Annotated in this window: 20 protein-coding genes; 2 read left to right on the forward strand and 18 right to left on the reverse strand. The window is 72.9% G+C overall.

Annotated elements, in window-relative coordinates; translation table 11 throughout:
• Positions 1–78: 78 nt before the first annotated feature.
• Both EDD93_RS04955 and EDD93_RS04960 read right to left on the reverse strand, forming a co-directional pair.
• The gene (locus EDD93_RS04955) at positions 79–786 is read right to left on the reverse strand and encodes a response regulator transcription factor (protein WP_260255627.1); all 708 of its coding nucleotides are present in this window, start codon (positions 784–786) and stop codon (positions 79–81) included.
• 319 nt (positions 787–1,105) lie between these two features.
• Positions 1,106–1,615, reverse strand: coding sequence for a MarR family winged helix-turn-helix transcriptional regulator (locus EDD93_RS04960; protein WP_123524013.1), 510 nt, complete (start codon positions 1,613–1,615; stop codon positions 1,106–1,108).
• 137 nt (positions 1,616–1,752) lie between these two features.
• Between EDD93_RS04960 and EDD93_RS04965 the strand changes: the two genes are divergently transcribed.
• Complete coding sequence (locus tag EDD93_RS04965) at positions 1,753–3,234, forward strand: MFS transporter (protein WP_123524014.1); 1,482 nt, start codon at positions 1,753–1,755, stop codon at positions 3,232–3,234.
• A gap of 12 nt (positions 3,235–3,246) precedes the next feature.
• Complete coding sequence (locus EDD93_RS04970; RefSeq protein WP_123524015.1) at positions 3,247–4,815, forward strand: LLM class flavin-dependent oxidoreductase; 1,569 nt, start codon at positions 3,247–3,249, stop codon at positions 4,813–4,815.
• A gap of 54 nt (positions 4,816–4,869) precedes the next feature.
• Here the strand turns inward: EDD93_RS04970 and EDD93_RS04975 are convergent, their stop codons facing one another.
• The 16 genes from EDD93_RS04975 to EDD93_RS05050 form a co-directional block, all read right to left on the reverse strand.
• Complete coding sequence (locus EDD93_RS04975; RefSeq protein ID WP_123524016.1) at positions 4,870–5,721, reverse strand: sulfurtransferase; 852 nt, start codon at positions 5,719–5,721, stop codon at positions 4,870–4,872.
• Complete coding sequence (locus tag EDD93_RS04980; RefSeq protein ID WP_123524017.1) at positions 5,714–6,766, reverse strand: LLM class flavin-dependent oxidoreductase; 1,053 nt, start codon at positions 6,764–6,766, stop codon at positions 5,714–5,716. Before EDD93_RS04980 ends, EDD93_RS04975 begins: the two co-directional genes overlap by 8 nt.
• On the reverse strand, positions 6,757–8,487 hold the full coding sequence (locus EDD93_RS40685; protein WP_221217301.1) for an ABC transporter ATP-binding protein: 1,731 nt from the start codon (positions 8,485–8,487) through the stop codon (positions 6,757–6,759). Before EDD93_RS40685 ends, EDD93_RS04980 begins: the two co-directional genes overlap by 10 nt.
• The gene (locus EDD93_RS04990) at positions 8,484–9,407 is read right to left on the reverse strand and encodes an ABC transporter permease (RefSeq protein WP_123524018.1); all 924 of its coding nucleotides are present in this window, start codon (positions 9,405–9,407) and stop codon (positions 8,484–8,486) included. Before EDD93_RS04990 ends, EDD93_RS40685 begins: the two co-directional genes overlap by 4 nt.
• The gene (locus EDD93_RS04995; protein WP_123524019.1) at positions 9,404–10,363 is read right to left on the reverse strand and encodes an ABC transporter permease; all 960 of its coding nucleotides are present in this window, start codon (positions 10,361–10,363) and stop codon (positions 9,404–9,406) included. Before EDD93_RS04995 ends, EDD93_RS04990 begins: the two co-directional genes overlap by 4 nt.
• 14 nt (positions 10,364–10,377) lie before the next feature.
• A complete protein-coding gene (locus EDD93_RS05000) occupies positions 10,378–11,985 on the reverse strand; it encodes an ABC transporter substrate-binding protein (protein WP_123524020.1) in 1,608 nt (535 codons plus the stop codon).
• A gap of 103 nt (positions 11,986–12,088) precedes the next feature.
• Positions 12,089–13,003 carry an LLM class flavin-dependent oxidoreductase gene (locus tag EDD93_RS05005; protein WP_123524021.1) on the reverse strand — a complete coding sequence of 305 codons (915 nt, stop codon included), beginning with the start codon at positions 13,001–13,003 and terminating at the stop codon, positions 12,089–12,091.
• Between the two features lie 88 nt (positions 13,004–13,091).
• On the reverse strand, positions 13,092–14,114 hold the full coding sequence (locus EDD93_RS05010) for a methyltransferase (RefSeq protein ID WP_123524022.1): 1,023 nt from the start codon (positions 14,112–14,114) through the stop codon (positions 13,092–13,094).
• Positions 14,115–14,270: 156 nt separating this feature from the next.
• On the reverse strand, positions 14,271–14,759 hold the full coding sequence (locus EDD93_RS05015; RefSeq protein ID WP_123524023.1) for a nuclear transport factor 2 family protein: 489 nt from the start codon (positions 14,757–14,759) through the stop codon (positions 14,271–14,273).
• On the reverse strand, positions 14,756–15,682 hold the full coding sequence (locus tag EDD93_RS05020) for an alpha/beta hydrolase (protein WP_123524024.1): 927 nt from the start codon (positions 15,680–15,682) through the stop codon (positions 14,756–14,758). The genes EDD93_RS05015 and EDD93_RS05020 overlap by 4 nt, the downstream gene beginning before the upstream one ends.
• Positions 15,679–17,241, reverse strand: a complete 1,563-nt coding sequence (locus tag EDD93_RS05025) for an FAD-dependent monooxygenase (protein ID WP_123524025.1) — start codon at positions 17,239–17,241, stop codon at positions 15,679–15,681. The genes EDD93_RS05020 and EDD93_RS05025 overlap by 4 nt, the downstream gene beginning before the upstream one ends.
• Positions 17,242–17,246: 5 nt before the next feature.
• Entirely contained in the window at positions 17,247–17,927 is a 681-nt protein-coding gene (locus EDD93_RS05030) for an antibiotic biosynthesis monooxygenase (protein WP_123524026.1), read from the reverse strand.
• A gap of 65 nt (positions 17,928–17,992) precedes the next feature.
• Positions 17,993–19,477, reverse strand: coding sequence for an FAD-dependent monooxygenase (locus tag EDD93_RS05035; RefSeq protein WP_123524027.1), 1,485 nt, complete (start codon positions 19,475–19,477; stop codon positions 17,993–17,995).
• The gene (locus EDD93_RS05040; RefSeq protein WP_123524028.1) at positions 19,467–20,426 is read right to left on the reverse strand and encodes an aromatase/cyclase; all 960 of its coding nucleotides are present in this window, start codon (positions 20,424–20,426) and stop codon (positions 19,467–19,469) included. Before EDD93_RS05040 ends, EDD93_RS05035 begins: the two co-directional genes overlap by 11 nt.
• Before the next feature lie 65 nt (positions 20,427–20,491).
• Complete coding sequence (gene fabG / locus EDD93_RS05045) at positions 20,492–21,289, reverse strand: 3-oxoacyl-ACP reductase FabG (protein WP_123524029.1); 798 nt, start codon at positions 21,287–21,289, stop codon at positions 20,492–20,494.
• 16 nt (positions 21,290–21,305) lie between these two features.
• Positions 21,306–21,575 (reverse strand): acyl carrier protein, encoded by a 270-nt coding sequence (locus EDD93_RS05050; RefSeq protein ID WP_123524030.1) that lies wholly within the window; start codon positions 21,573–21,575, stop codon positions 21,306–21,308.
• Between the last annotated feature and the right edge of the window lie 35 nt (positions 21,576–21,610).

Raw genomic sequence — 21,610 nt, forward strand, 5'->3', positions numbered from 1 at the left:
CGACCAGGCAGTACACAGGTCGCGGGGCCCCGGAACGGATCGGGCGATTCACCCGCCGGGACACGGCGAACAAGGAATTCAGGCGCTGCCCAGCTTGAAACCCACACCGCGCACGGTGATGATCCAGCCGCTTCCGCCGAGTTTCCCGCGAAGGCTGCTGACGTGGGTGTCCACGGTCCGCCGGGACCAGGAATCGCCCCATACCTGCTGCAACAGCCGCTTACGCGAAACGACGGTGTCGGGATGCGACGCGAGAAGGCACAGGAGGTCGAACTCCTTTCGGGTCAGTCCCACCTCCCGGCCGTCCACGCTGACCTCACGGGAGTTCACGTCGATGTGCAGGGGGCCGTGGTCGATCGCCTGCCCCAGCCGGCGCTGCGTCCTCACCCGGCGCATGACGGCCTCGATGCGGGCCATCAGCTCGCGGAACCCGTACGGCTTGACCAGGTAGTCGTCCGCGCCGGCCTGCAGGCCGAGCACCCGGTCCAGTTCGGAGCCGCGAGCGGTGACGACGATCAGCGGGACGCAGCTCACCGAACGGATGGCCTTGCACACCTCCAGGCCGTCCAGGTCGGGCAGTTCGAGGTCCAGCAGGACGAGATCCACGCTCTCGTGGGCCTCCAGGGCCACGCTGCCCCGGTCCACCGCGGCCACCTCGTGGCCCTGCCGCCGCAATCCGTCCTCCAGCGCGAGGGCGTCGGCGGCGTCGCTCTCGACTATCAGGATGCGCCACCCGCCCGCCGAGGGCAGTCCCGCGCGCAACGGGCCCGGCAGCAGCTCGGTCACCGACCGCTGCGTCGGGACCGACCTGGCCTCGGCCTGCTGGGCGGGTATGTGCTGAATGGGTATATGAGGCCTCGGCAGGACCTCTGACGATCTTTGCATCACGCTCTCCCCCGGCAGGCCAAGTTCGTTGCACAAAGCGAAACTTGAACACAAAGATACAAACCGGGATGCCGAATTCAAAGCTTCGGCAGTGAATTCACTGTTGCAGTCATATGAAGCAATATTCCCCTCGTCGAGATCACTTGAGCATTTCCCGCATTTCGGTTCCGCGGTTCCGATTACGCGTGTGCCCGGCGATCATTCGCGCCCCGGCCCCGCCTCAGGCGCGCCCCCGGTCCTCGGCGTCCACCAGCCTGCGCAGCAGCGCCGTCAGCGTCTCCCGCTCGGCGCTGGTGAAGCAGTCGAGGAACGAGTCCTGGGACTGTTCGGCCACGAGCCACAGCCGGCGCTGGAGCGCCACCCCCTCGTCGGTGAGCTCGACCAGCTGGCGCCGCCGGTCGGCCAGGTCCCGGGTACGGCGCACCAGCTCCTGCTTCTCGAGCGCGTCGAGGTAGCCGCCCAGATGGCTGCGCTGGAATCCGAGCCGGTCGGCCAGCACGTGCTGGGGCAGCGGGCCGAAGTCCGACAGGGCGGTCAGGGTCGCGAAGTGCGGCAGCCGCAGCCCGTTCCTTCCCACCGCTTCCACCAGGGCGTCGTGCCCGATACGCGCCGCGTGGCCGGCCAGGTACGAGGGCAGCGCCAGCAGGCTCGGCGGCCGGGGCGCCGCCTCCGTCCGCACCGGCGCCGGACCGGCCGTGCCGTCGGGACCGCTTCCAGGGGTTTCGCTCATGCGTTCACGATACCGGAATATAGTGCCTGGACGTAAGGATGACATCATGTAATCATTCCATGGTGATATCAGTTCGGCGCTCCCGGCCTCCTTTCCGGACCGCGGACGGCGGCGCCCCTTTCCCGGAGGACCGCTCCATGACCGACATACCCGCAGCGCCGGCAGAGGTTCCGGCCACCGGCGCGCGGGGCGGCACCGCCGCCCCCTTCGCCGCCCTGCTCCTCGCCGTGCTCTCCTTCTCCCTGATGCAGACGATGGTCGTGCCGGCGCTGCCCGACCTCCAGCGCGAGTTCGACGCCTCCACCACCGGCGTCTCCTGGGTGATCAGCTCCTTCCTGCTCACCGCCTCGGTGGCCACGGCGCTGCTGGGGCGGGTCGGTGACATGTTCGGCAAGCGCCGGGTGCTGATCGCCAGCCTCGCCGTCTTCGCCGCCGGCACCCTGCTGGCCGCCCTGTCCGACTCACTGGCCCTGCTGATCGCCGCCCGCGCGGTGCAGGGGGTCGGGTCGGCCGCCTTCCCTCTGGCGTTCGGCATCGTGCGCGACCAGTTCCCCCGCGAGCGGGTGCCCGTGGCGATCGGACTGATCTCCTCCACGTTCGGCATCGGCTTCGGAGTCGGGCTGATCATCCCCGGCCCGATCGTGGACGCCCTGAACTGGCACTGGATCTTCTGGCTCGGCCTGGTGGTGATCCTGCTGGGCATCGCGGCCGTCGCCGTGTTCATCGAGGAGTCCTCGGTCCGCTCCCCAGGCCGGATCGACTGGACGGGCGTGGCCCTGCTGAGCGGCGGCGTCGTGGCGCTGCTGCTCGCCATCAGCGAGGGCAAGTCGTGGGGCTGGGCCTCGGGCGGGGTCATCGGCCTGTTCGTCGCGGCCGCCGTACTGCTCGTGGTGTTCGTCTACGTCGAGAACAAGGTGCGCGAACCCCTCATCGACATCGCGCTGTTGCGCAGGCCCGCCGTGCTCACCAGCCACATCACCGCGCTCATCATCGGCTTCGGCATGTACGGCGCCTTCACGCTGGTGCCGCTGCTCGCCCAGACCCCGTCGAAGGCCGGATACGGCTTCGACGCCTCGGTGACCGAGTCCGGTCTCTTCATGGTGCCGATGGCGGTGACCATGCTGATCGCCAGTCCGCTCGCCGGACGGATCGGCGCGAGCCTGGGCTGGAAGCTGCCGCTGGTCCTGGCGTGCCTGATCGGCCTGGTCGGCTTCGTCATCTACGCGGTGGCGCACGACACCGAATGGGCGTTGTATGCGGGATCGGCGGTGCTGGGAATCGGCGTCGGGTTCGCCTTCGCCGCCCTGGCCAATCTCGTGGTCAGCGCGGTCGACCGCAGCCAGACCGGCGAGGCGACCGGCATCAACACCATCATGCGCACCATCGGCGGCTCGCTCGGCGCGCAGATCGCCGCGTCGCTCGTGGCGTCCGAGACGATCCCCGGCACCCGGATACCCGCCGAGGGCGGCTACACCACCGCGTTCGTCATGTCGGCGGTCGCGCTGGGGGTCGCCACCCTCGCGGCCCTCGCCGGACCGGGGAAGCTGTGGCGCAGCGCCTCCGCACCGGCCCCCGCAACCGCAACCGCACCCGCGCCCAGCAGCGGGCCCCCGGCCTAGGAGTTCGCGCACATGCCTGACTACGGACACGACCTCCTCTTCGGCGCGGTCCTGGTGCCGTCGGCGGACCGGGGCGAGGACGCGGTGGCGCTGGCCCGGATCGCCGACCGGTCCGGCCTGGACCTGGTGAGCGTGCCGGACCACCCCTACCGGCCGGAGCTGCTCGACGCCTGGGTGGTGCTCGCGGTCATCGCCGCGTCCACCACCCGGATCCGGGTGCTCCCCAACGTCGCGAACCTCCCGCTGCGGCCGCCCGCCGTGCTGGCGCGCACCGCGGCCGGCCTGGACCTGCTCAGCGGCGGCCGGGTCGAACTGGGCCTGGGCGCCGGGGCCTACTGGGACGCCGTCGCCGCCGACGGCGGGCCCCGGCGCACCCCCGGCGAGGCGGTCCGCGCGACCCGCGAGGCCATCGAGATCATCCGGGCCCTGTGGACCCCGGGCCGGCCGCTCCGCTTCGACGGCAAGCACTACGGGCTCGACGGCGCCGCCCCGGGCCCGGCCCCGGCGCACCCCATCGGGATCTGGCTGGGCGCGATCGGCCCCCGGATGCTCGGGCTCGCCGGGGCGGCGGCCGACGGCTGGGTGCCCAGCGTCCCGCACGTACCGCCGGGCCGCCTCGCCGCCGGGCACCGCGTCATCGACGAGGCGGCGGCCGGGGCGGGCCGCGAACCGGCGGCGGTGCGCCGGCTGTACAACCTCTCGCCGGGGCCGGGCGGCTTCCCCCGGGGAGCCCCGGACACCTGGCCCGAGCAGCTGGCCGCGCTCACCCTGGAGCACGGGACGAGCGCGTTCCTGCTGCCCGCGCAACAGCCGCGCCTGATCGAGGTGTTCGCCGCGGAGGTGGCGCCCGCCACCCGGGAGCTGGTGGCCGCCGAACGCGCGCGTGCCGCTGCCCCGGCAGGTCCCCGGCCGATTCCCGCCCCGGCCCCCGCCCCGCCGGCGCCGGACAGCGGCCGGGCGGGCGCCGCCGGGCCGGGGGACCGTCTCTCCGTGCGGCCCACACCGGACCCGGGTGTGCGCCGGTCCACCGAGCGGCTGTGGGACGAGTCGACCCGGCCCACCGGACCGCCCGCCGACCCGGACCGGCGCTATCCGCGCCGCGAACAGGAGCCGGCCCGCAACCTGGTCGCGGCGCACGACCAGCTCCGCAGCGACCTGGACCGGCTCGGCGAGGTGGTCCGGGAGGTGCTGGCCGACACCAGGGACCCGGGCGAGGCGCGCTCCGAGATCGCCGAGCTGACCCTGCGCCAGAACATCTGGACGCTCGGCGCCTACTGCGCCTCGTACTGCCGGGTGACCAATCTGCACCACACCCGGGAGGACCAGGATCTCTTCCCCTACCTGCGCCGCTCCGATCCGCGTCTCGGCTCGGTGCTCGACCGGCTCAGCGAGGAACACCACGCCATACAGGGCGTGATCGACCGGGTCGACCGCGAGCTGGTCGCCTTCGCCGGTGCGGGCCGGGACCCGGACGGGCTGCGGGCGGCCATGGACCTGCTCACGGACACCCTGCTGTCGCACCTCTCGTACGAGGAGAGCGAGCTGATCGAGCCGATGGCGAGGTTCGGCACCGGCTGGTGACGTGCGGCGGCCGTGCTCCCGCGCCGTCCGTGCGCCACCGGCCGGGCCGCCGCGCTATCCGGGCTCCTGCCCCGTCGCCACCGGCCGGGACAGCTCCGCCGACCAGGCGGACCAGGAGCCCGGGTAGAGGGCCGCGCCGGTGATCCCGGCGCGTTCCAGGGCCAGCAGGTCGTGGCAGGCGGTGACCCCGCTGCCGCAGTAGACGACGACCTCCGATCCCTCCCGCACGCCCAGCGCCTCGTAGCGCGACCGCAGTTGCCCGGGCGTGGCGAACGTCCCGTCCGCAGTGAGGTTCTCGCTCCAGGGGGCGCTGCGGGCGCCGGGGATGTGGCCGGAGCGGATGTCGGAGGGCAGGACGGTCTCGCCCGAGTACCGTCCGGCGGCGCGGGCGTCCAGGACGACGGCCTTCCCCGCCGCGACCTCGTCGGCGCTCCGCAGCACCCCGGCGGGCCAGTCCACCGGGGTCAGCCGGGCTGCGGGGAGCGTCACCGGACCGGTCTCGGTGCCGTCGGGCCAGCCGGCCGTCCCGCCGTCGAGGAGTGCGGCGGGCCGCCCGGTGCGGCGCAGCAGCCACACCAGCCGGGCCGCGTACGCACCGCCGTCGGCGTCGTAGGCCACCACGGTGGAGCCGTCCCCGATGCCGAGCGCGCCGAGCGCCTCCGCGAAGACGGCCGGGTCGGGCAGCGGGTGCCGCCCTTCCCTGTCGTCGGGCGGCCCGCTCAGGACGGTGTCGACGTCGGCCCACACCGCGCCGGGCAGGTGCCCGGCGAGATAGGCGTCGTAGCCGCTGCGGCCGTCCAGGAACCACCGGACGTCGACGAGCACCAGGCCCTCGCGGTGTTCACGCACCCAGGCCGCGTCGACGACGGGCGGCGGGGCGGTTTCGTGGAGGTTCTCGTCAGGCACCGGCCGCCACCGTCCCCGCGCCCAGCCCCGTGACCTGGGGCAGCACTTCGGCGGCGGTGAGTTCGGTGGCCTCCTGCACCTGCGCGTAGGGGATGCCGCCCACGTCGATGGCGAGCAGGTGCAGATCGTGCCCCCACAGCTCGTGCAGCCGGCCCAGTTTGTCGACGACCTCGGCGGGGCTTCCGCAGATCGCGGGCCCGTCGGGGCCGATGTAGGTGTCGAAGTCGGGCGGCGTGGAGAAGTGGGTGTTGCCGGGCTTCTTCACGGTCAGGTAGTTGTTCATGTACGAGGACCACAACGACTTTGCCCGCTGCGACGATTCGGCGACGAAGACATGGCTGGCGGCACCCAGCCGGCCGGGCGGACCGGTGCGGCCGCTCTCGTTCCACAGGCTGCGGTAGGAGTCGAAGACCGGTGCGAAGGTGGCCGGTTCGCGGGCGGTGGTGCCCACCACCAGGGGCAGTCCGTGATCGACGGCGAGGTGCACGGACTCCGGTCCGATGCCGCCGCTGATCCAGATCGGCGGGCGCTGCTGGAGCGGCCGGGGCTGGACGGTGACCTCGTCGAGCGGCGGCCGGAACTCGCCCTGCCAGGTGACACGTTCCTCGGTCCACAGCCGCAGCAGCAGCTCGGTGTTCTCGCGCTTGCGCGCCGCCTTCGACTTCGGGTCCTGGTCGAAGACCGCGTACGGCTCGGGGAAGAAAGAGCCGCCCGCCATGAGTTCGAGACGGCCGCCGGACAGCAGGTCGACCAGGGCGTAGTCCTCGGCGACCAGCACCGGGTCGCGGTTGGCGACCAGGGTGGTGCCGGTGGCGAGCCGGATCGTCGACGTGTGCTCGGCTATCGCGGCCAGCACCAGGGCGGGCGAGGAGATCACGTCCCGCTCGCCGAAGTGGTGTTCGCCGATGGTGTACCAGGCGAAGCCGGCCTCCTCCGCCTCGGCCGCGGCCCGGACCACGTCCCGCAGCCGCTGCTGCTGGGTGAGGGTGCGGCCGGTGAGCGGGTCGGGAAGAAGGCTGCCGAAAGTGATGAGCCCTAGCTCCATGGGTTGTCCTCCGTCGGGCTTTCGATGCGTCGGTCGCCGGGCGCAGCGGCCAGCAGTTCCTTGGTGTAGGGGTGGTTCGGGGAGCGCAGCAGCTCGTCGGCGGGGCCGCTCTCCACGATCCGGCCGTCGCGCATGACGGCGATCCGGTCGCTGACCTGGGCGACGACCGCCAGGTCGTGCGAGATGAAGAGGTAGCTCAGGCCGTGGCGTTCCTGGAGGCCGATGAGGAGCTCCAGGATGCGGGCCTGGACGGTGACGTCGAGTGCGGAGACCGGCTCGTCGCACACGAGCAGTTCGGGTCCGAGCGCGAGCGCGCGGGCGATGGCAACGCGCTGGCGCTGGCCGCCGGACAGTTCGGCGGCCTTGCGGAGCTCGGTCCCGGCCGGCAGCGCCACGTCGTCCAGGAGGCGCCGCACGGTCGCGCCCCACTCCTTCGCGGTGCCGATGCGGTGGTTGCGCAGCGGCTCGGTGAGCAGTTCCGCGACGGTGAAGCGGGGGTTCAGCGAGGCGTAGGGGTTCTGGTAGACGAACTGGATGCGGCGGTGCAGGGCCCGGCGGGCTGCTCCCCGTGCGGTGGTGACGTCGACGCCGTCCAGCAGCACCGTGCCGCTGTCGGCCCGCTCCAGGCCGAGGATCATGCGCGCGGTGGTCGACTTGCCGGAGCCGGACTCGCCGACGAGGCCCAGGGTCTCGCCCCGGTCCAGCCGCAGTTCGACCCCGTCGACGGCGGTGCGCGAGCGGCGCCGGGACAGTGCCGGGCCCCGGACGGGGAAGGCGCGGGTCAGCCCGGACACCTGGAGCAGCGGGACCGGCGGCCGGGCGGGCTCGTGCGGCGTATCGGCCGGCGGGGTGCGGTCGCGGCGCGGCGGGCGCGCCGCGAGGGTGGGCGCGTCGGCCAGCAGTCTGCGTGTGTAGGGGTGCTGGGGGTCGGTGAGGACTTGTTCGGCGGGGCCCGCCTCGACCACCCGGGCCTGTGACATCACCACCACGTGCTGGGCGCGGTCGGCGACCACCGCGAGGTCGTGGGTGACCAGGAGCATCGCGGTGCCGGTGGTGGTCACCACGTTCTGGAGGTGGTCGAGGATCTGCCGCTGCACCGTGACGTCGAGGGCCGAGGTGGGTTCGTCGGCCACCAGGAGCCTGGGCCGGGCGGCGGTGGCGATGGCGATGAGGACGCGCTGGCGCATGCCGCCGGACAGTTCGTGCGGGTACTGGCGGGCGCGTTGCGCCGGGTCGGGCAGCCCGGCCTCGGCCAGCAGGTCGACGGCTCGGGCCGGGGCGTGCCTGCGGGTGGCCAGGCCGTGGACCCGGAGCACCTCGGCGACCTGGGCGCCGACGGGTTTGACGGGGTCGAGGGAGACGCCGGGGTCCTGCGGGATCAGTCCGACGCGGCGCCCGCGCACCTCCCGCCACGCGCGCTCGCCGAGCCCGGTCAGCTCCTCGCCCTGGAGGCGGACGGAGCCGCCCAGCACCCTGCCGCCGGTGGGCAGCAGGCCGATCAGGGCGTGGGCCGTGCTGCTCTTCCCGGAGCCGGACTCGCCCACCACGGCGGTGATCCGGCCGGCCGTGGCCGTGAGGTCGAGGCCGTCGACGGCGATGTGGGTGCCGCCCGCGGTGCGGTAGCCGATCCGCAGGCCCTGGACGGCCAGCAGCGGGGTGCCGGTGCTCCCGGCAGGTTCCGCCGCGCGGGGAGCCGGCTGTACCGGGTCCACCACGTTCACCGGTTTCTCCCTTCTGTCTCCAGCACCCGCGAGAGCCGGTTGGCGGCGAGTACGACGACGGTGACGGTGAGGCTGGGCAGGGTGGTCAGCCACCAGGAGGTGGCGAGGTAGTTGCGTCCCTCGGCGACGAGCGATCCCCATTCGGGGGCCGGTGGCGGCTCCCCGTAGCCGAGGAAGCTGAGGCTGGAGATGGCGAGGACGACGAGGCCGAAGTCGAGTGCGGCCAGGGCCAGTACGGGGCCGATCGCCGCGGGCAGGATGTAGCGGGGCAGGATGCGCCACCACCGGGTTCCGGTGAGGACGGCCGCCTCGACGTACGGCGCCGTCCGCACCCGCAGCACCTCGGCGCGCATGACCCGGGTGAACGCGGCGACGCTGGTCACACCGATGGCGATGGCCACCTGACCGGTGCCGAAGCCGAGCGCGGTGATGATCGTGAGCGAGAGCAGCACCGGCGGCACCGAGAGCATCACCTCGACGGCCCGCATGATGACGGCGTCCGTCCAGTGGCCGAAGAAGCCGGCGGCCAGGCCGAGCACCGCCCCGCCGCCGAACGCGATCAGGATGGCGGCGACGGTGGCGCGCAGCGACAGGGCCGCGCCGTGCACCACCCGTGCGTAGATGTCGCGGCCCAGTTGGTCGGTCCCGAAGAGGTGTTCGGCGCTGGGTGGCCGGAACCGCTCGCCCGGCACCCCGGACAGCGGGTTCCGGCCGGTGAACCACTCGGGTACGAGGGCCCAGCCGAGGACCAGGAGCAGTACCAGGACGGAGAGGGTGACGCCGGGCGAGCGCAGGGGCGCGCCCAGCAGTCGCCGGATGCGGGCGCGCTCCGGGGCGGGCTCCCGTCCGTCCCGGACCGGCTCCGCCCCGGCCACGGGCCCGGGGTCCGGGGCGACGGGCGTCTTCGTCAGTTCCGTCATGAGGTCACCAGCCGTCCCGTGGAGCGGATTCTGGGATCGAGCACCGGGTACACCAGGTCGATCAGCAGGTTCACCACCGCGAAGGCGAGGGCGGCGACGACCACGACGCCCTGGACGACGGGCAGGTCCTGGGCCGAGACGGCGGACTGGGTGATGCGTCCCATCCCGGGCCGCGAGAACACCGTCTCGACGACGACCGCGCCGCCGATCAGGTATCCGACGAGCAGGCCGAGGACGGTCACGGCCGGAATGGCCGCGTTGCGCAGCCCGTGCCCGAACAGCAGCCGGGCCCTGCCCGCGCCGGTGGCCCGGACGGTGTCGGCGTACGGCTCCTGAAGGGTGGTGTGCAGGCTCTTGCCGAGCACCTGGGCCACCAGGGCGGAACCCGGGATCGCCATGGTGAAGGCGGGCAGGACCGTGCTCTGCACTCCGCTGTTCCCGAGCGAGGGGAAGAGGTGCCACTGGAAGGAGAGCAGCTGGATGAGGATGAGACCCACCCAGAACGACGGCATCGATACCGCGAACGACGGTATGGAACGCAGCAGTTGACGTAGGAACGGGCTGGCGGTGAGGTTGGCGGCCACCCCGGTCAGGGTGCCGATGACGAGTGCGAGCACCAGTGCGATAGCGCCGATCTGGAGTGTCGGAGGGATCGCCTCGGTGATCATCCGGGAGACCGGCTGCCCGCTCTGGAGGGACGCGCCGAAGTCACCGCGCACCGCGTCCGCGAGCGCCGATCCGTACTGGGTGATCAGCGGGCGGTCGAAGCCCAGCTCCGCCCGGGTGGCGGCGATCTGTTCGGGCGTCAGCCCGGCGAAGCCGCCGCGTCCGCTCAGCATCAGCGCCACCGGATCGCCGGGCAGCAGCCGCAGCGCGACGAAGGTGAGGGTGAAGGCGGCCCAGACGACGAACAGCGCGCGCAGGATCCTGGTGACCGCGTACAGGGCCGTGTTCACAGGTGCCCCTCCCCTCAGCCGAGCCAGGCGTCGTGCAGGTCGAACCGGTTGGAGGCGTCGAGTCCGAAGCCGCGCACCTTGTCGGACACGCCGTGGACCTGGGCGCCCTCGTACAGCGGAACGGTGTCGGCGTGGTCGAGGATCCACTCGACGGCGCTGTTCACGGCGCTCTGGCGGCCCTTCTCGTCGGTCGCCGAGACCTCCTGCTCCAGGTAGGTGTCGAGCTTGCCGGCGGGCAGGTGCCAGAGGTTGTCGCCCTTGCTGTAGAAGAGGTTGCGCAGGACGTCCGGGTCGGCGCGGGTCACCCCGACGGCCGTCAGGTCGAACTGCCCCTTCTGCTGCTGCTCCACGTAGACGGGCGGTGCGACGGGCTTCAGCTTCACATCGACCCCGATCTTGCGGAGCTGCTGCTGCACGGCCTCGTTCGCGGGCGGCATCGGCGCGGGGATCAGCCAGGTGAGGGCCAGCGGCTTGCCGTCCTTCACCCGGATGCCGTCCTTGCCGGGCTTCCAGCCGGCGCTGTCCAGCAGGGCCTTCGCGCCGTCCGGGTCGTGGCGCAGCTTGTCGGAGAAGTCCTTGTAGTACGGGGTGACCGACGAGAGGACGCTGGTGGCGGGCTTGTAGGAGGAGCTGAAGACGGAGTCCACCAGCTCCTGCCGGTCGATGCCCTTGAGCAGCGCCGCACGGACCTTGTAGTCGGCGAGTATCCCCTTGTGGTTGAGGGAGAGCGGCGGGACCAGGCCGGGGCCGGGGGCCGACAGGACCCGGAAGCCGTTGCCCTTGAACTGGGCCTCGTCGGTGGGCAGCAGGGCCTTGGCGATCTGGACCTGGCCGGAGGTGAGGGCGCCGGTGCGGGCCCCGCCCTCCGGGATGAAGGAGAACTTGACCTCGTCGAAGTGCGCCGCGCCCTTGTTCTCGGCGATGGAGGAGGGCCAGGCGTAGTCCTTGCGCTTCTTCAGGACGACTTCCTGGTTGGTGGTGTAGTGGTCCAGCACGTACGGCCCGGAGCCGATGAACTTCCCCCGGCAGCGTTCGGCGGCGGACGCGGTGAAGGTCGCGGGCGACAGGATGCCCAGCCCTACGGTCGATGTCGCCTGGAGGAACTGGGCGTTGGCCGTGGAGAACTTCACGGTGAGCCGGTGCGCGTCGGTGACGGTGGTGCCCTGGTAGCCGATCAGATAGCTGGGGGCGCCGTTCGCCGGCAGCTTCACCAGGTTGTCGAACGTGGTCTTCACGGCGGCGGCGTCGACGGGCTTGCCGTCGCTGAAGGTCGCGCCGTCCCGCAGGACGAAGGTGAAGTCGCTGCCGTCGGCGCTGGTGGTGAACGACTTCGCCAGCCAGGGCACGATCTTGCCGGTCTTCGGGTCCTGGTAGGTGAGCCCGTCCACCACGGAACGGGTGATGTCCACCGCTGTGACCTGCCCGGTCTGCTGCGCGTCCAGGCAGCTCGGGTCCGCCTCGGCGCCGACCAGCAGCGTGCCACCGTCACGGGGTGCGCCGCTGCTCCCGCCGCCGCCGGGGTCGGTCCCCTCCCCCGAACAGGCCGCGACGGGCAGGACGACCGCGAGCAGTGCGATCGCGAGACGGAGCCGAGGACGCGGGCCGGTGGTTCTCGTGGACATCTGAGGGCCTCTCTGGAATGCGCGGTGGTGCGGACGTGCGGGGGGGGGAAGGAAATGACCGGTACGGGGGGAGGTCGGCCGGCCGGCGTTCCGGCGGGGGGCCTCAGACCTTGGCGACCGCCTCGCGGACGGCGGGCACGATCTCCTCGGCCCAGCGCCGGAGGCCGGTCTGTCCCGAGGGGTCGCCGGAGGAGAAGTAGACGAACCCGGAGGCGCCGTGTTCGAGCACCGCCTCGGTGAGTTCGGTGATCCACTGGTCCACGGATCCGCCGAGCCAGCGGCCGGACGGATCGCGGGGCACGCCGACCGCCGAGTCGGTGATGCGCGCGGGCAGGTTGAAGACGGTGGCGATGTCCGCCGGATCGCGCCCGGCGGCGCGGGCGGCCTCGTCGATGAGGGGCCGCGAGGACCGGTAGCGGTCGCTGTGCCAGTCCGCCGCGTTGCCGGGTATCCAGCCGTCGGCAGACCGCCCCGTGACGGCGAGGGACTTGGGGCCCACGGAGCCCGTCCAGATCAGCGGCGCCGGGACCGGTGCCGGATCGAGTGCGGCGATCCTGGTGAACTCGCCGTCCAGGCTTACCGGCGCCCCGCCGCCGGACAGCGCCCGGACCAGGCCGACGGCCTCCTCCAGGGCGCGTACGGCGGCGCCCAGATCGAGCCGGGTGGCGCCGAAGCGCTCGATGTCGTCCCAGTACCCGCCCGCCCCGAGGCCGAGCACGACCCGCCCGCCGGAGAGCGCGGACAGCGTCGACAGGGTGCGGGCCAGCAGGGGGACCGGCCGGGTCGGCAGATTGGTGACGGTCGTGACGCCCGTGATGTTCCGGGTCCGGCCGAGCAGCAGCGCGAGGGTGCTGTAGGCCTCCAGGCGGTCGCCGTAGTACGGGTGGTCGGACACGGCGAAGAAGTCGAGCCCCTCCCGGTCGGCGTACTCGACCCTGCGCACGACCTCCGGCGCGTCGGTCACCGCGACGCCGGGGCCGATTCCGAACCACAGTTTCCTCGCAGGCCGTTCTGGCATGGCTGGTGCCCTTTCCTTGTACTGGTTCACGGGCCTTGTACTGATCACGGGCCTTGTGCTGATCACGGGCCTCGTGCGGGTTCACGGGTCAGGCGCGTACGGCCTCGACGATGCTGCAGTGGCCGCCCGGCACGATGCGCGACAGCTTGAGGCCCGAGTCGGCCAGCAGGGTCTCGAACTCGGCGGCCGTGCGCTGCTGTCCGCCGGCCACCACCAGCATGTCGAGATCCATCAGCGAGACCGTGGGCCTGGGGCGGGGCCGGTCCGGGAGGACCGCCTCGACCAGCAGGACGTGTCCGCCGTCGGTCAGCGCCTCCCGGGCGTTGACGAGAATGCGCCGCGACTGCTCGTCGTCCCAGTCGTGGATGATGTTGGAAAGGATCACCGCGTCGGCGCCGGCCGGTACGGACTCGAAGAAGTCTCCGGACCTCAGCTCGGCCCGGTCCGCCACACCGGCCTCGCGCAGGGGCTGTCCGGCGCCCTCGATGACCTCGGGCCGGTCGTAGAGGACCCCGCGGGTGCCGGGGGCCGACGCCAGTACGGCGGCCAGCAGGGCGCCGCGCCCGCCGCCCGCGTCCACCACCGTGCCGAACCGGCCGAAGTCGTAGGCGGCGACGACGGGGGCGATGATCTGCCGGGAGGCCTCGGTCATGGCCCGGTCGAAGACCCCGAGCACCTCGGGGTGCTCGTGGAAGTAGTCCCAGACGGGCTTGCCGAACACCTCGGTGAACGGGGTGCGGCCGGTGCGGACGGCGTCGGCGAGGCCCGCCCAGGCGTGGCGTTCGGCGGGCAGCCCGGTCCAGATCGCGAAGTTGCGCAGACTGGTCGGGCTGTCGGCGCGCAGCGTGCCGCCCAGTTCGGTCAGCTCGAAGACCTTGTCGTCGTGTTCGGTGAACAGGCCGAGGTCGGCGCCGGCCCGCAGCAGCCGGTAGAGGCTGGGGGCGTGCGAGCCGGTCTCGGCGGCGATCTCGGCGACCGGACGCGGGCCGTCGGCCAGCACGTCGGCGACCCCGAGTTCGGCGGCGGCGCTGACCGCCTGGGCGAGCCATCCCGCGGTGATGATCTCCAGCACCTGTGCGGACAGGGGCGGCTTCTGGGGGCCTGAGGGCATGACGGGGCTTCCTCCTTGGTACCGGGAGCGGTCTGTGGGTTCGGACCGGGACACACCGGCAGGCCCTGATGAAGTCTGTTCCGCCCCCTCGGGCGGTTCAAGGCGCGCCGGTGTCAGGTCTTTGTGCGCTACGTCAGATCTCTGCAGGTTGCGAGGTCAGTGCCCCGGGGCGCCCTGCGGGCCCTGTCCTTCGTGCCACACCAGATCGAAGACGAACCGGCTGATCCGCCAGCCGTCGGCGGTGCGGACGGCGTCGGCCTCGTAGTGGCCGCCGATGGTGAAGTGGGTGCCGGGTTCGGCGGCGGTGCGTACGTGTACGGCGGTCAGGTGGGCCCGGATCCGGGCCCGGTCGCCGTCGAGGCCGACGGTGTAGTTGGAGGCGGTGTGGTGGGTGCGTTCGAAGGTGGTGCGGGCCAGTTCCTGGAACTCGGCGAGCCCCTTCGTCCCCTCGTACTCGCCCATGGGAAAGCTGAGGCGGACGTCGTCGGTGAAGACCGAGCCGAACCAGTCGTCCCGGTGCCGGTCCCGGTCGAGGTGGGTGACGTAGCGGTCGGCGAGCGCGATGAGTTCGGCCCGGTCGGTGAGGTCGCGGAGCTGGGCCCGCAGCGCGGCCAGGGTCTCCTCGGCGGTGGTGACGGCACTCATGGGAGGTACTGCCCTTCGGTAGACGCGACAGGTGTGGTGGTGGGGCCCGGCTCGTCCAGGCATCCGGCCAGGAAGCGCAGCGCCCGCAGGTGGTAGGTGCGGGCGGCCAGCCCGAGGCTGATGTTGTGTCCGGCCCCCGGCTGTCGTTCCGTACGCACCCGGGGAGCGCGGGTCAGTCCTGCCGCGAGGTCGGCGAGGTCGCTGTCGTCGTGCAGCCACCACCGCTCGTGCTCGGCGAAGGTGAAGCGGACCGGTACCCGGACGCGGGCGGCCACTTCCCCGAACCGCTGCGGCCAGCCGTCGAGTTCGGCCATCTCCCGCGACGGCACCGGCGCCGCCGGCACCCGGTCCCGGCGGAAGGTGCCCTCCGGGTAGAGCCCGAGCGGCCCCCAGTGCCGCGCCGCCCGCATATGGCCGCCCCGCAGCGGGTGGCGGGCGGGGTCCACGGCGCTGCGGTGCCCGCAGCCCGAGATGTCGAGGCCCAGCAGGTCGGGGAGCCCGTCGGCGGCGAGGTGCAGGGCGAGCTTGCCGCCGAAGGAGTGGGCCAGCAGCAGGAAGCCGGCCCCGGTCGGGTGGCACGCGGCGAAGGCGCCGAGCGCGGCGCGCACCATGGTGGCCTGCTCGGTGAGGGGCAGGCCCTCGGGCAGATGGGCCGAGGAGCGGCCGTATCCGGGGCGGTCGAGGGCGAGCACCGTGTATCCCCGGCTCGCGCCCAGGGTCAGCAGCGAGAGCGAGGGGTGCGCCTGCCCGTCGAAGTAGCCCGAGGTGAGGCCGCACCCGTGCAGGGCCACCACGACGGCGCGGGGCGTGGGGGCCGCAGGTTCGGCGAGCAGCGCCGACAGGGGCGCGCTCGCGCCGTTCAGGGTGATGCGGCGTACCCCCGAGGAGAGCGCGGGGGCCGCGAGGGCGCCGGCGGGGCTCATCCGCCGCCCCCGGCCGCCGCCCGTCCGGTTCCGGCGACGGGCGGTCCCGGCGGCCCGAACCAGCGGTGCAGGGCCTCGCCCGGTCCGTCGTCCCCGGGCGCGGCCGACACCCAGGCGGCGTGCCCGTCGGGGCGTATCAACAGCGCGTGCAGCCCGCGCAGTTCGTCGTCCTGGCCGTCCAGCGGCTTCGGGGTCGCCGTGGTGACGGTGACCCGGTCGCGCCAGGGCCCGGCGGCCGCCCGGACCGCAGGGTCGTCGCCCAGGTCGAGCAGGACACCGCGCGCCGGGTGCAGGAGCCGGGTGGTGCTGGTCTCCCCCTCGGGCCCGACCAGTACGCGGGGCGCGACGCGCCGGCCGAGCAGCGGGTGGGACCCGTCGATGGCGTACCGGGTGTCCAGCCCGCTGACGGCGCCGGCCAGATGGCGTTTGACGTCGTCGTACTCGATGAGTTCGGCGAACAGGGCGCGCAGCGGGTCCGACTCGCGGCCGCCGAGGAAGACCGTGCCCTGGGCCCGGGTGTTCACCAGCAGCCTGGCGCCCACCGCGTGGCGCTCGTCGTGGTAGGTGTCCAGGAGGGTGCGGGGTGCGGTGCCGCGGCCGGTGGCGGCGAGCTTCCAGCCGAGGTTGACGGCGTCCAGGATGCCGGTGCTCATCCCCTGGCCGCCGGCCGGCAGATGGATGTGGGCCGCGTCCCCCGCGAGCAGGACCCGGCCGCGCCGGTAGGCCGCCGCCTGCCGGGTGGCGTCGGTGAAGGAACTCACCCACCGGGCCTCGGCGCCGGAGATGTCCTCGCCGGTGAGTCGCAGCCACACGTCCGCCACCTCCGCGAACGTCACGGGCGAGGCGTCGTCGCGGGGCGGTGCGCCGTCCGGGCAGACGATGATGCGGTCCACGCCCTCGCTCAGCGGGGCCGCCATCACCATGCCGTGCTCCAGGCGTTCGCCGAGCGGACGGGGGCGCGTCGCGCTGCCCACCACGTCGGCGAGGTACATGGAGCGGGACGCGGGTGTGCCGGGGAAGCCGATCCCGGCCGCCACGCGCACCGGGCTGTGGCCGCCGTCCGCGCCCACGAGGTACGCGGCGCGCAGCCGTCGCGGGCCCTCGGGCGTCGTCGCGGTGATCTCCACGCCGGAGTCCTCGGGCCCGGCCCCCTCGTGCAGCCGGGTGAACTCCCAGCCCCGGTGGACGACGGCGCCGAGCTCGGTCGCCCAGCTCTCCAGGACCGCTTCCGTCTGCGACTGCGGTATGCCCCGGGCTCCGAAGTGGGCGCCGGGCAGCACGGTGTAGTCGAACCGCACCCCGCCGAAGTGGCCCACCGGGCTGATGGCGGGTGTGTCGCCCCGCTGGAACCGGGGCAGCAGGCCGCGCTGGTCGAACGCCTCCATGGCGCGGGCCGTGAAGCCCAGGCCCCTGGACTGTCCGGTGGGCTCCGTCAGCCGCTCCAGGACGGTGACCCGGGCGCCGCCCAGGAGCAGTTCGCCGGCGAGTGTCAGGCCGGTCGGGCCCGCGCCGACCACGATGACGTCCGTGTCCCGCACGGGTTCCGCCTCGGATGCCATGCCGGTCAGTCCTTCGCCGACCGGGAGTGCGTCACCCGGTAGGTGTTGGCCTGGCGGTTGGTGACCAGGGAGCGTGCGCGGCTGCGGCCGGCGCGGATGTCGGCGGGGCGTTCCTCCTCGGGCAGGTGGTGGAAGGCGTCGTAGAGCTCCTTGCTCTCCCACTGCGCGTAGTTGACGACGAAGGTGCCGTCCACGCCCCGGAAGTAGGTGTGCGACCGGTAGCCGGGCACCGTCTTGATCCACTCGTCGGGCTTGGCGAGGGTGTCCAGCAGCTCTCCCTGGTCCTCGGGCTTCGTGTCGAACACGATCAGCACGGTGTAGTCGTCGCGCTCCGGGGCGATCTCGATGTCTCCGCCGAGCTCGGGGTGGTGCTGAGCGGCAGTGAGCTCTGTCTTCAACAGCCGGACGGTCCGGGCCAGTTTGTGGAACAGCGGCACGGTCTTGCGCTGGAACTTCTGACCTTCGTAACGCGCCTGGAGATCGGCGGCGCTGCGCCACTGGATGTAGTTGACGGTCCCCGGCTGATCGACGCCCGCGTGCAGCGTCGAGGAGATCCAGCCGGGGTAGTCGGCGTTGTCGATGATGTCGCGCATCGCGTCGAGCACGTCGTCCTGGAGCGGCACGGTATCCGTCTCGAAGAGGTTGAACACGGTCAGGTAGCCGTCGTCGGGCTTGATCAGGGGCATGGCGGGTTTCCTTTCGGGTGCGGTCTGCGGGTACGTCTGCCGGGGCGCGCCGGGCCGTACCGGGGTCAGGCGGGGCCGAACCAGCGGGTGAGTGCCTCGCGCAGGCTCTCCTCGGCGAGGGCCCCGGACGGGCCCGCCCACACCACGTGGCCGTCGGGCCGTACGAGGGTCCAGCCGGCGCCGTCCCTCCCGGGGACCGGCACCGCCGGCGTGGCGAAGGGGATGTCCCGGGCCCCGGGAACGGACGCGGGAGCAGGCCCGGGGTCCGGGCCGCCGGCCGGGCCGAGCAGCAGGCCCCGGCCGGTGCGCAGGGCCTCCGTGCTGGTCGCCGCCCCGTCCGGTCCGGGTGGCGCCAGCGGGGTCAGCGGCAGCCGGGCCCCGAGGAGCGGGTGCGGCGGGCCCTTGACGTCGTAGCGGATGTCGAGCCCGCTGATGGTGGCGGCGAGGTGGGCGCGTACGGCCTCGTGGCCGGTCAGTTCGGTGATCAGGGCGCGCAGCGGCTCGACCTCGGGGCCGCCGAGCAGCAGCAGCGCCTGGGCCTCGATGGCGGAGAGGACGCGGCGGCCGGCCGGGTGCCGTTCGTCGTGGTAGCTGTCGAGCAGCTCGGGGTGGGCGCGGCCGCTGACCTCGGCGGCCAGCTTCCACCCCAGGTTGAAGGCGTCCTGGAGGCCGAGGTTGAGCGCCTGGCCGCCGATGGGCAGCTGCCGGTGCGCCGCGTCCCCCGCGAACAGGACGCGGCCGTGCCGGTAGCGCGCCAGCTGGCGTGCCGTGTCGCCGAACGCGTTCACCCACAGCGGGGTCCCGCCGCTGATGTCCTCGCCGGTGACCCGCTTCCACGCCTGCACGACCTCGCCGAACTCGGGTGCGCCGGTCCGGTGCGGGGCGGCGGCCCGGTGCTCGTGCACCATGACCCGGGTCACCCCGTCCGCCCGGCGTGCCGCGATGGCCAGGCCGTCCGGCAGCCGTTCGAAGCGCCGGTCGGGCACCTCGATCCCCGCGACGTCGGCGCGCAGCAGCTCCCGGCGCGCGTCGTGGCCGGGGAAGTCCGCGCCGATGAGGTCACGGACGGTGCTGGTCTCGCCGTCGCAGGCGACGAGGTGCGTGCCCCGTACGAGGAGGGGGCCGCCGTCGCCCACCGCCTCGGCCTCGACGTACCCGCCCGTGCCGGTGACCGCCCGCACCTCGTGGCCGCGCAGGATCTCGGCGCCGAGACCGGCCGCCCACCGCCCCAGCAGCCGTTCGGTGTCGGACTGCGGCACCTTCCACTGGCCGGGACGGCTGCCGGGGAGGGCCAGGTCGAGCGGGATGCCGGCGAAGTGCCCGCGCGGGTCGTTCGGCGGGGCGGGGAGCCCGTCCAGCAGCCCCCGGCTGTCGAGGATCTCCATGGTGCGGGCGTGCAGGGTCGAGGCACGTGACTCGGTGGTGGGCGCCGTGCGCCGTTCCAGCACGACGACCCGCGCGCCGCCGAGGCGCAGCTCACCCGCGAGCAGCAGCCCCACCGGTCCCGCGCCGACGACGACGACCTGGGTGTCGAGGCGGTCACCCGGCATCCCGGCCCCGCTCCCCGCCGAGGCCCTCGGCGTACGCCTTGGCGTGGCCGAGGGTGGCCAGGCTGTTGGTGGACAGGGCGGAGTGCACGTAACTGCGGGCGTCGGCCGCGGTGGCCCCGGGGCCCAGGACGGCCGCGATGTTGCCGGTGTTGAGCGTGACCGTGTGCTGGGAGGAGGCGACGGTGCCGGCCTCGGTCTCCTCGAAGGTCCAGATGCCGGTGTGCAGGGTCAGCAGCGCGGGCAGGGTGACCTGCTTGTAGGCGATGCGGTGGTGGGGGAAGGTCACGCGGTAGGACTTGGTGGTGTGCGTGGAGCCGTCCTTGGCGCGGGTGTCCATCTCCAGTGTCTGGAGGCCGGGGGTGTCCTCGCTGAGGCGCACGGACGCCACGTGCGGCAGCCGCTCGGCCCATCGTCCGGCCTCGTTGACGAAGTCGAAGAGGTCCTTCGCCGCTCCGTCGACGGTGACGCTGTCGGTGAAGGAGAACGTCAGGTCGGCCGCGCCGTGGGCGGCCTCCACGTTGGTGCGCAGCGCGGCCAGCTCCGACCGGCTGTTGCGGTCCACCGCCTCGTCGATCCAGGCGAGGGCGGCCGCGTCGTCGCCGACGGCGCGGTAGTCGTGCAGCAGCCGTATCCGGGACTCGTTCTCGCCGAGCGGCTCGATGATCCAGGCCCCGCCCATCGCGGCGACGGGCGGGGCGCTGATCTCCTGCCGGAAGGTGATGCGCAGCCCCTCGGGGTCCAGGGTGCGGCGCGAGGTCCAGTTCTTGGCCTCGTCGCCGGCCGTGGCCCAGATCCGGATGCGCTCCTCGTCGCCGCTGCTCCCGACCTGGTCGACGTGGATGGTGGGCGGGAAGATCCGCGGCCAGTTCACCACGTCGGCCAGCAGCCGGTAGACGGCGGGTGCGGGCGCGCCGACGGTGATCTCGTGCTCGACCTCACGGGTCGTCATGGTCGTTTCCCCTCGCGGAGTCGGGTGGCGGGTGGCGGGTGACGAGTTGTGGCTGATGGCGGGGCTCAGAAGTTGCCGAGGCCGCCACAGACGTTCAGTGCCTGCGCGGTGATGGAGGCGGCCGTATCGGAGGCCAGATAGCCGACCAGTCCGGCGACCTCGTCGGGCGTCGAGTACCGGCCGAGCGGGATCTTGGCCTGGAACTTCGCCAGGATCGCTTCCTCGGTGGTGTCGTACGCGGCGGCGTATCCCTGCCTGACCCGCTGCGCCATCGGCGTCTCGACGTACCCGGGGCAGACGGCGTTGACGGTGATGCCGGTGGGGGCCAGCTCGTTGCCGAGGGCCTTGGTGAAGCCGACCACGCCGTGTTTGGAGGCGGAGTACGGGGCTCCGAGGACGACGCCCTGCTTGCCGGCCGTGGAGGCGATGTTGATGATGCGGCCCCAGTCCTTGTCGCGCAGCCCGCCGGTGGTGAGCACCTCGCGGGTGAGCCGGAAGACGCTGGTGAGGTTGGTCTCGATGACGTCCTCCCAGAGCTCGTCGGGGATGTCGGCGGTGACGCCGCCGCCGGAGCGGCCCGCGTTGTTCACGAGTACGTCGATCGCGCCGAACCGGTCGACGGCGGCGCGGACGAACGCCCGTACCGCGTCGGCGTCCCGGACGTCGACGACCGTTCCGGACACGTCGAGTCCCTCGGCGGTGAGTTCCTTGACGGAGGCCTCGACGTTGTCCGCGTCGCGGGCGCCGATAAAGACGCGGTGTCCCTGGGAACCGAGCAGCCGGGCGACGGCCAGGCCGATTCCGCTGGTGGCCCCGGTGACGAGTACGACGCGTCCGGCCTCGGCCGTGGTGGTGTCGGTCATGGTGGTCCTGGTCCTCTCAGGCGCTTCGGGAGACGGTCAGCAGTTCGTTGACGACGTCGATCAGTGCGCGTGGCGTCTCGGCCTTGGTCAGCACGTCGTCGCCGAGGGCGATGTCGTACGCGCGCTCGATGCGGCCGGCTGTCTCCAGCAGCGCCAGCGACTCGTAGCCGAGCGCGTCGAAATGGGTGTCCAGGACGTCTCCGTCGAAGTCGACGTCCTCGGCGGCGCCTGCGGCTTCCAGGAGGATCTGCTTGAGATCGGCGAGGGTGAACTGCTCGGCAGACAAGGGAACGGTCCTTCCGGTGGGGTGAGCGGTGGCCG

Origin of the sequence: Streptomyces sp. 840.1, from assembly GCF_003751445.1 — a bacterium.
In the GTDB taxonomy this organism is placed as follows: Bacteria; Actinomycetota; Actinomycetes; order Streptomycetales; family Streptomycetaceae; genus Streptomyces.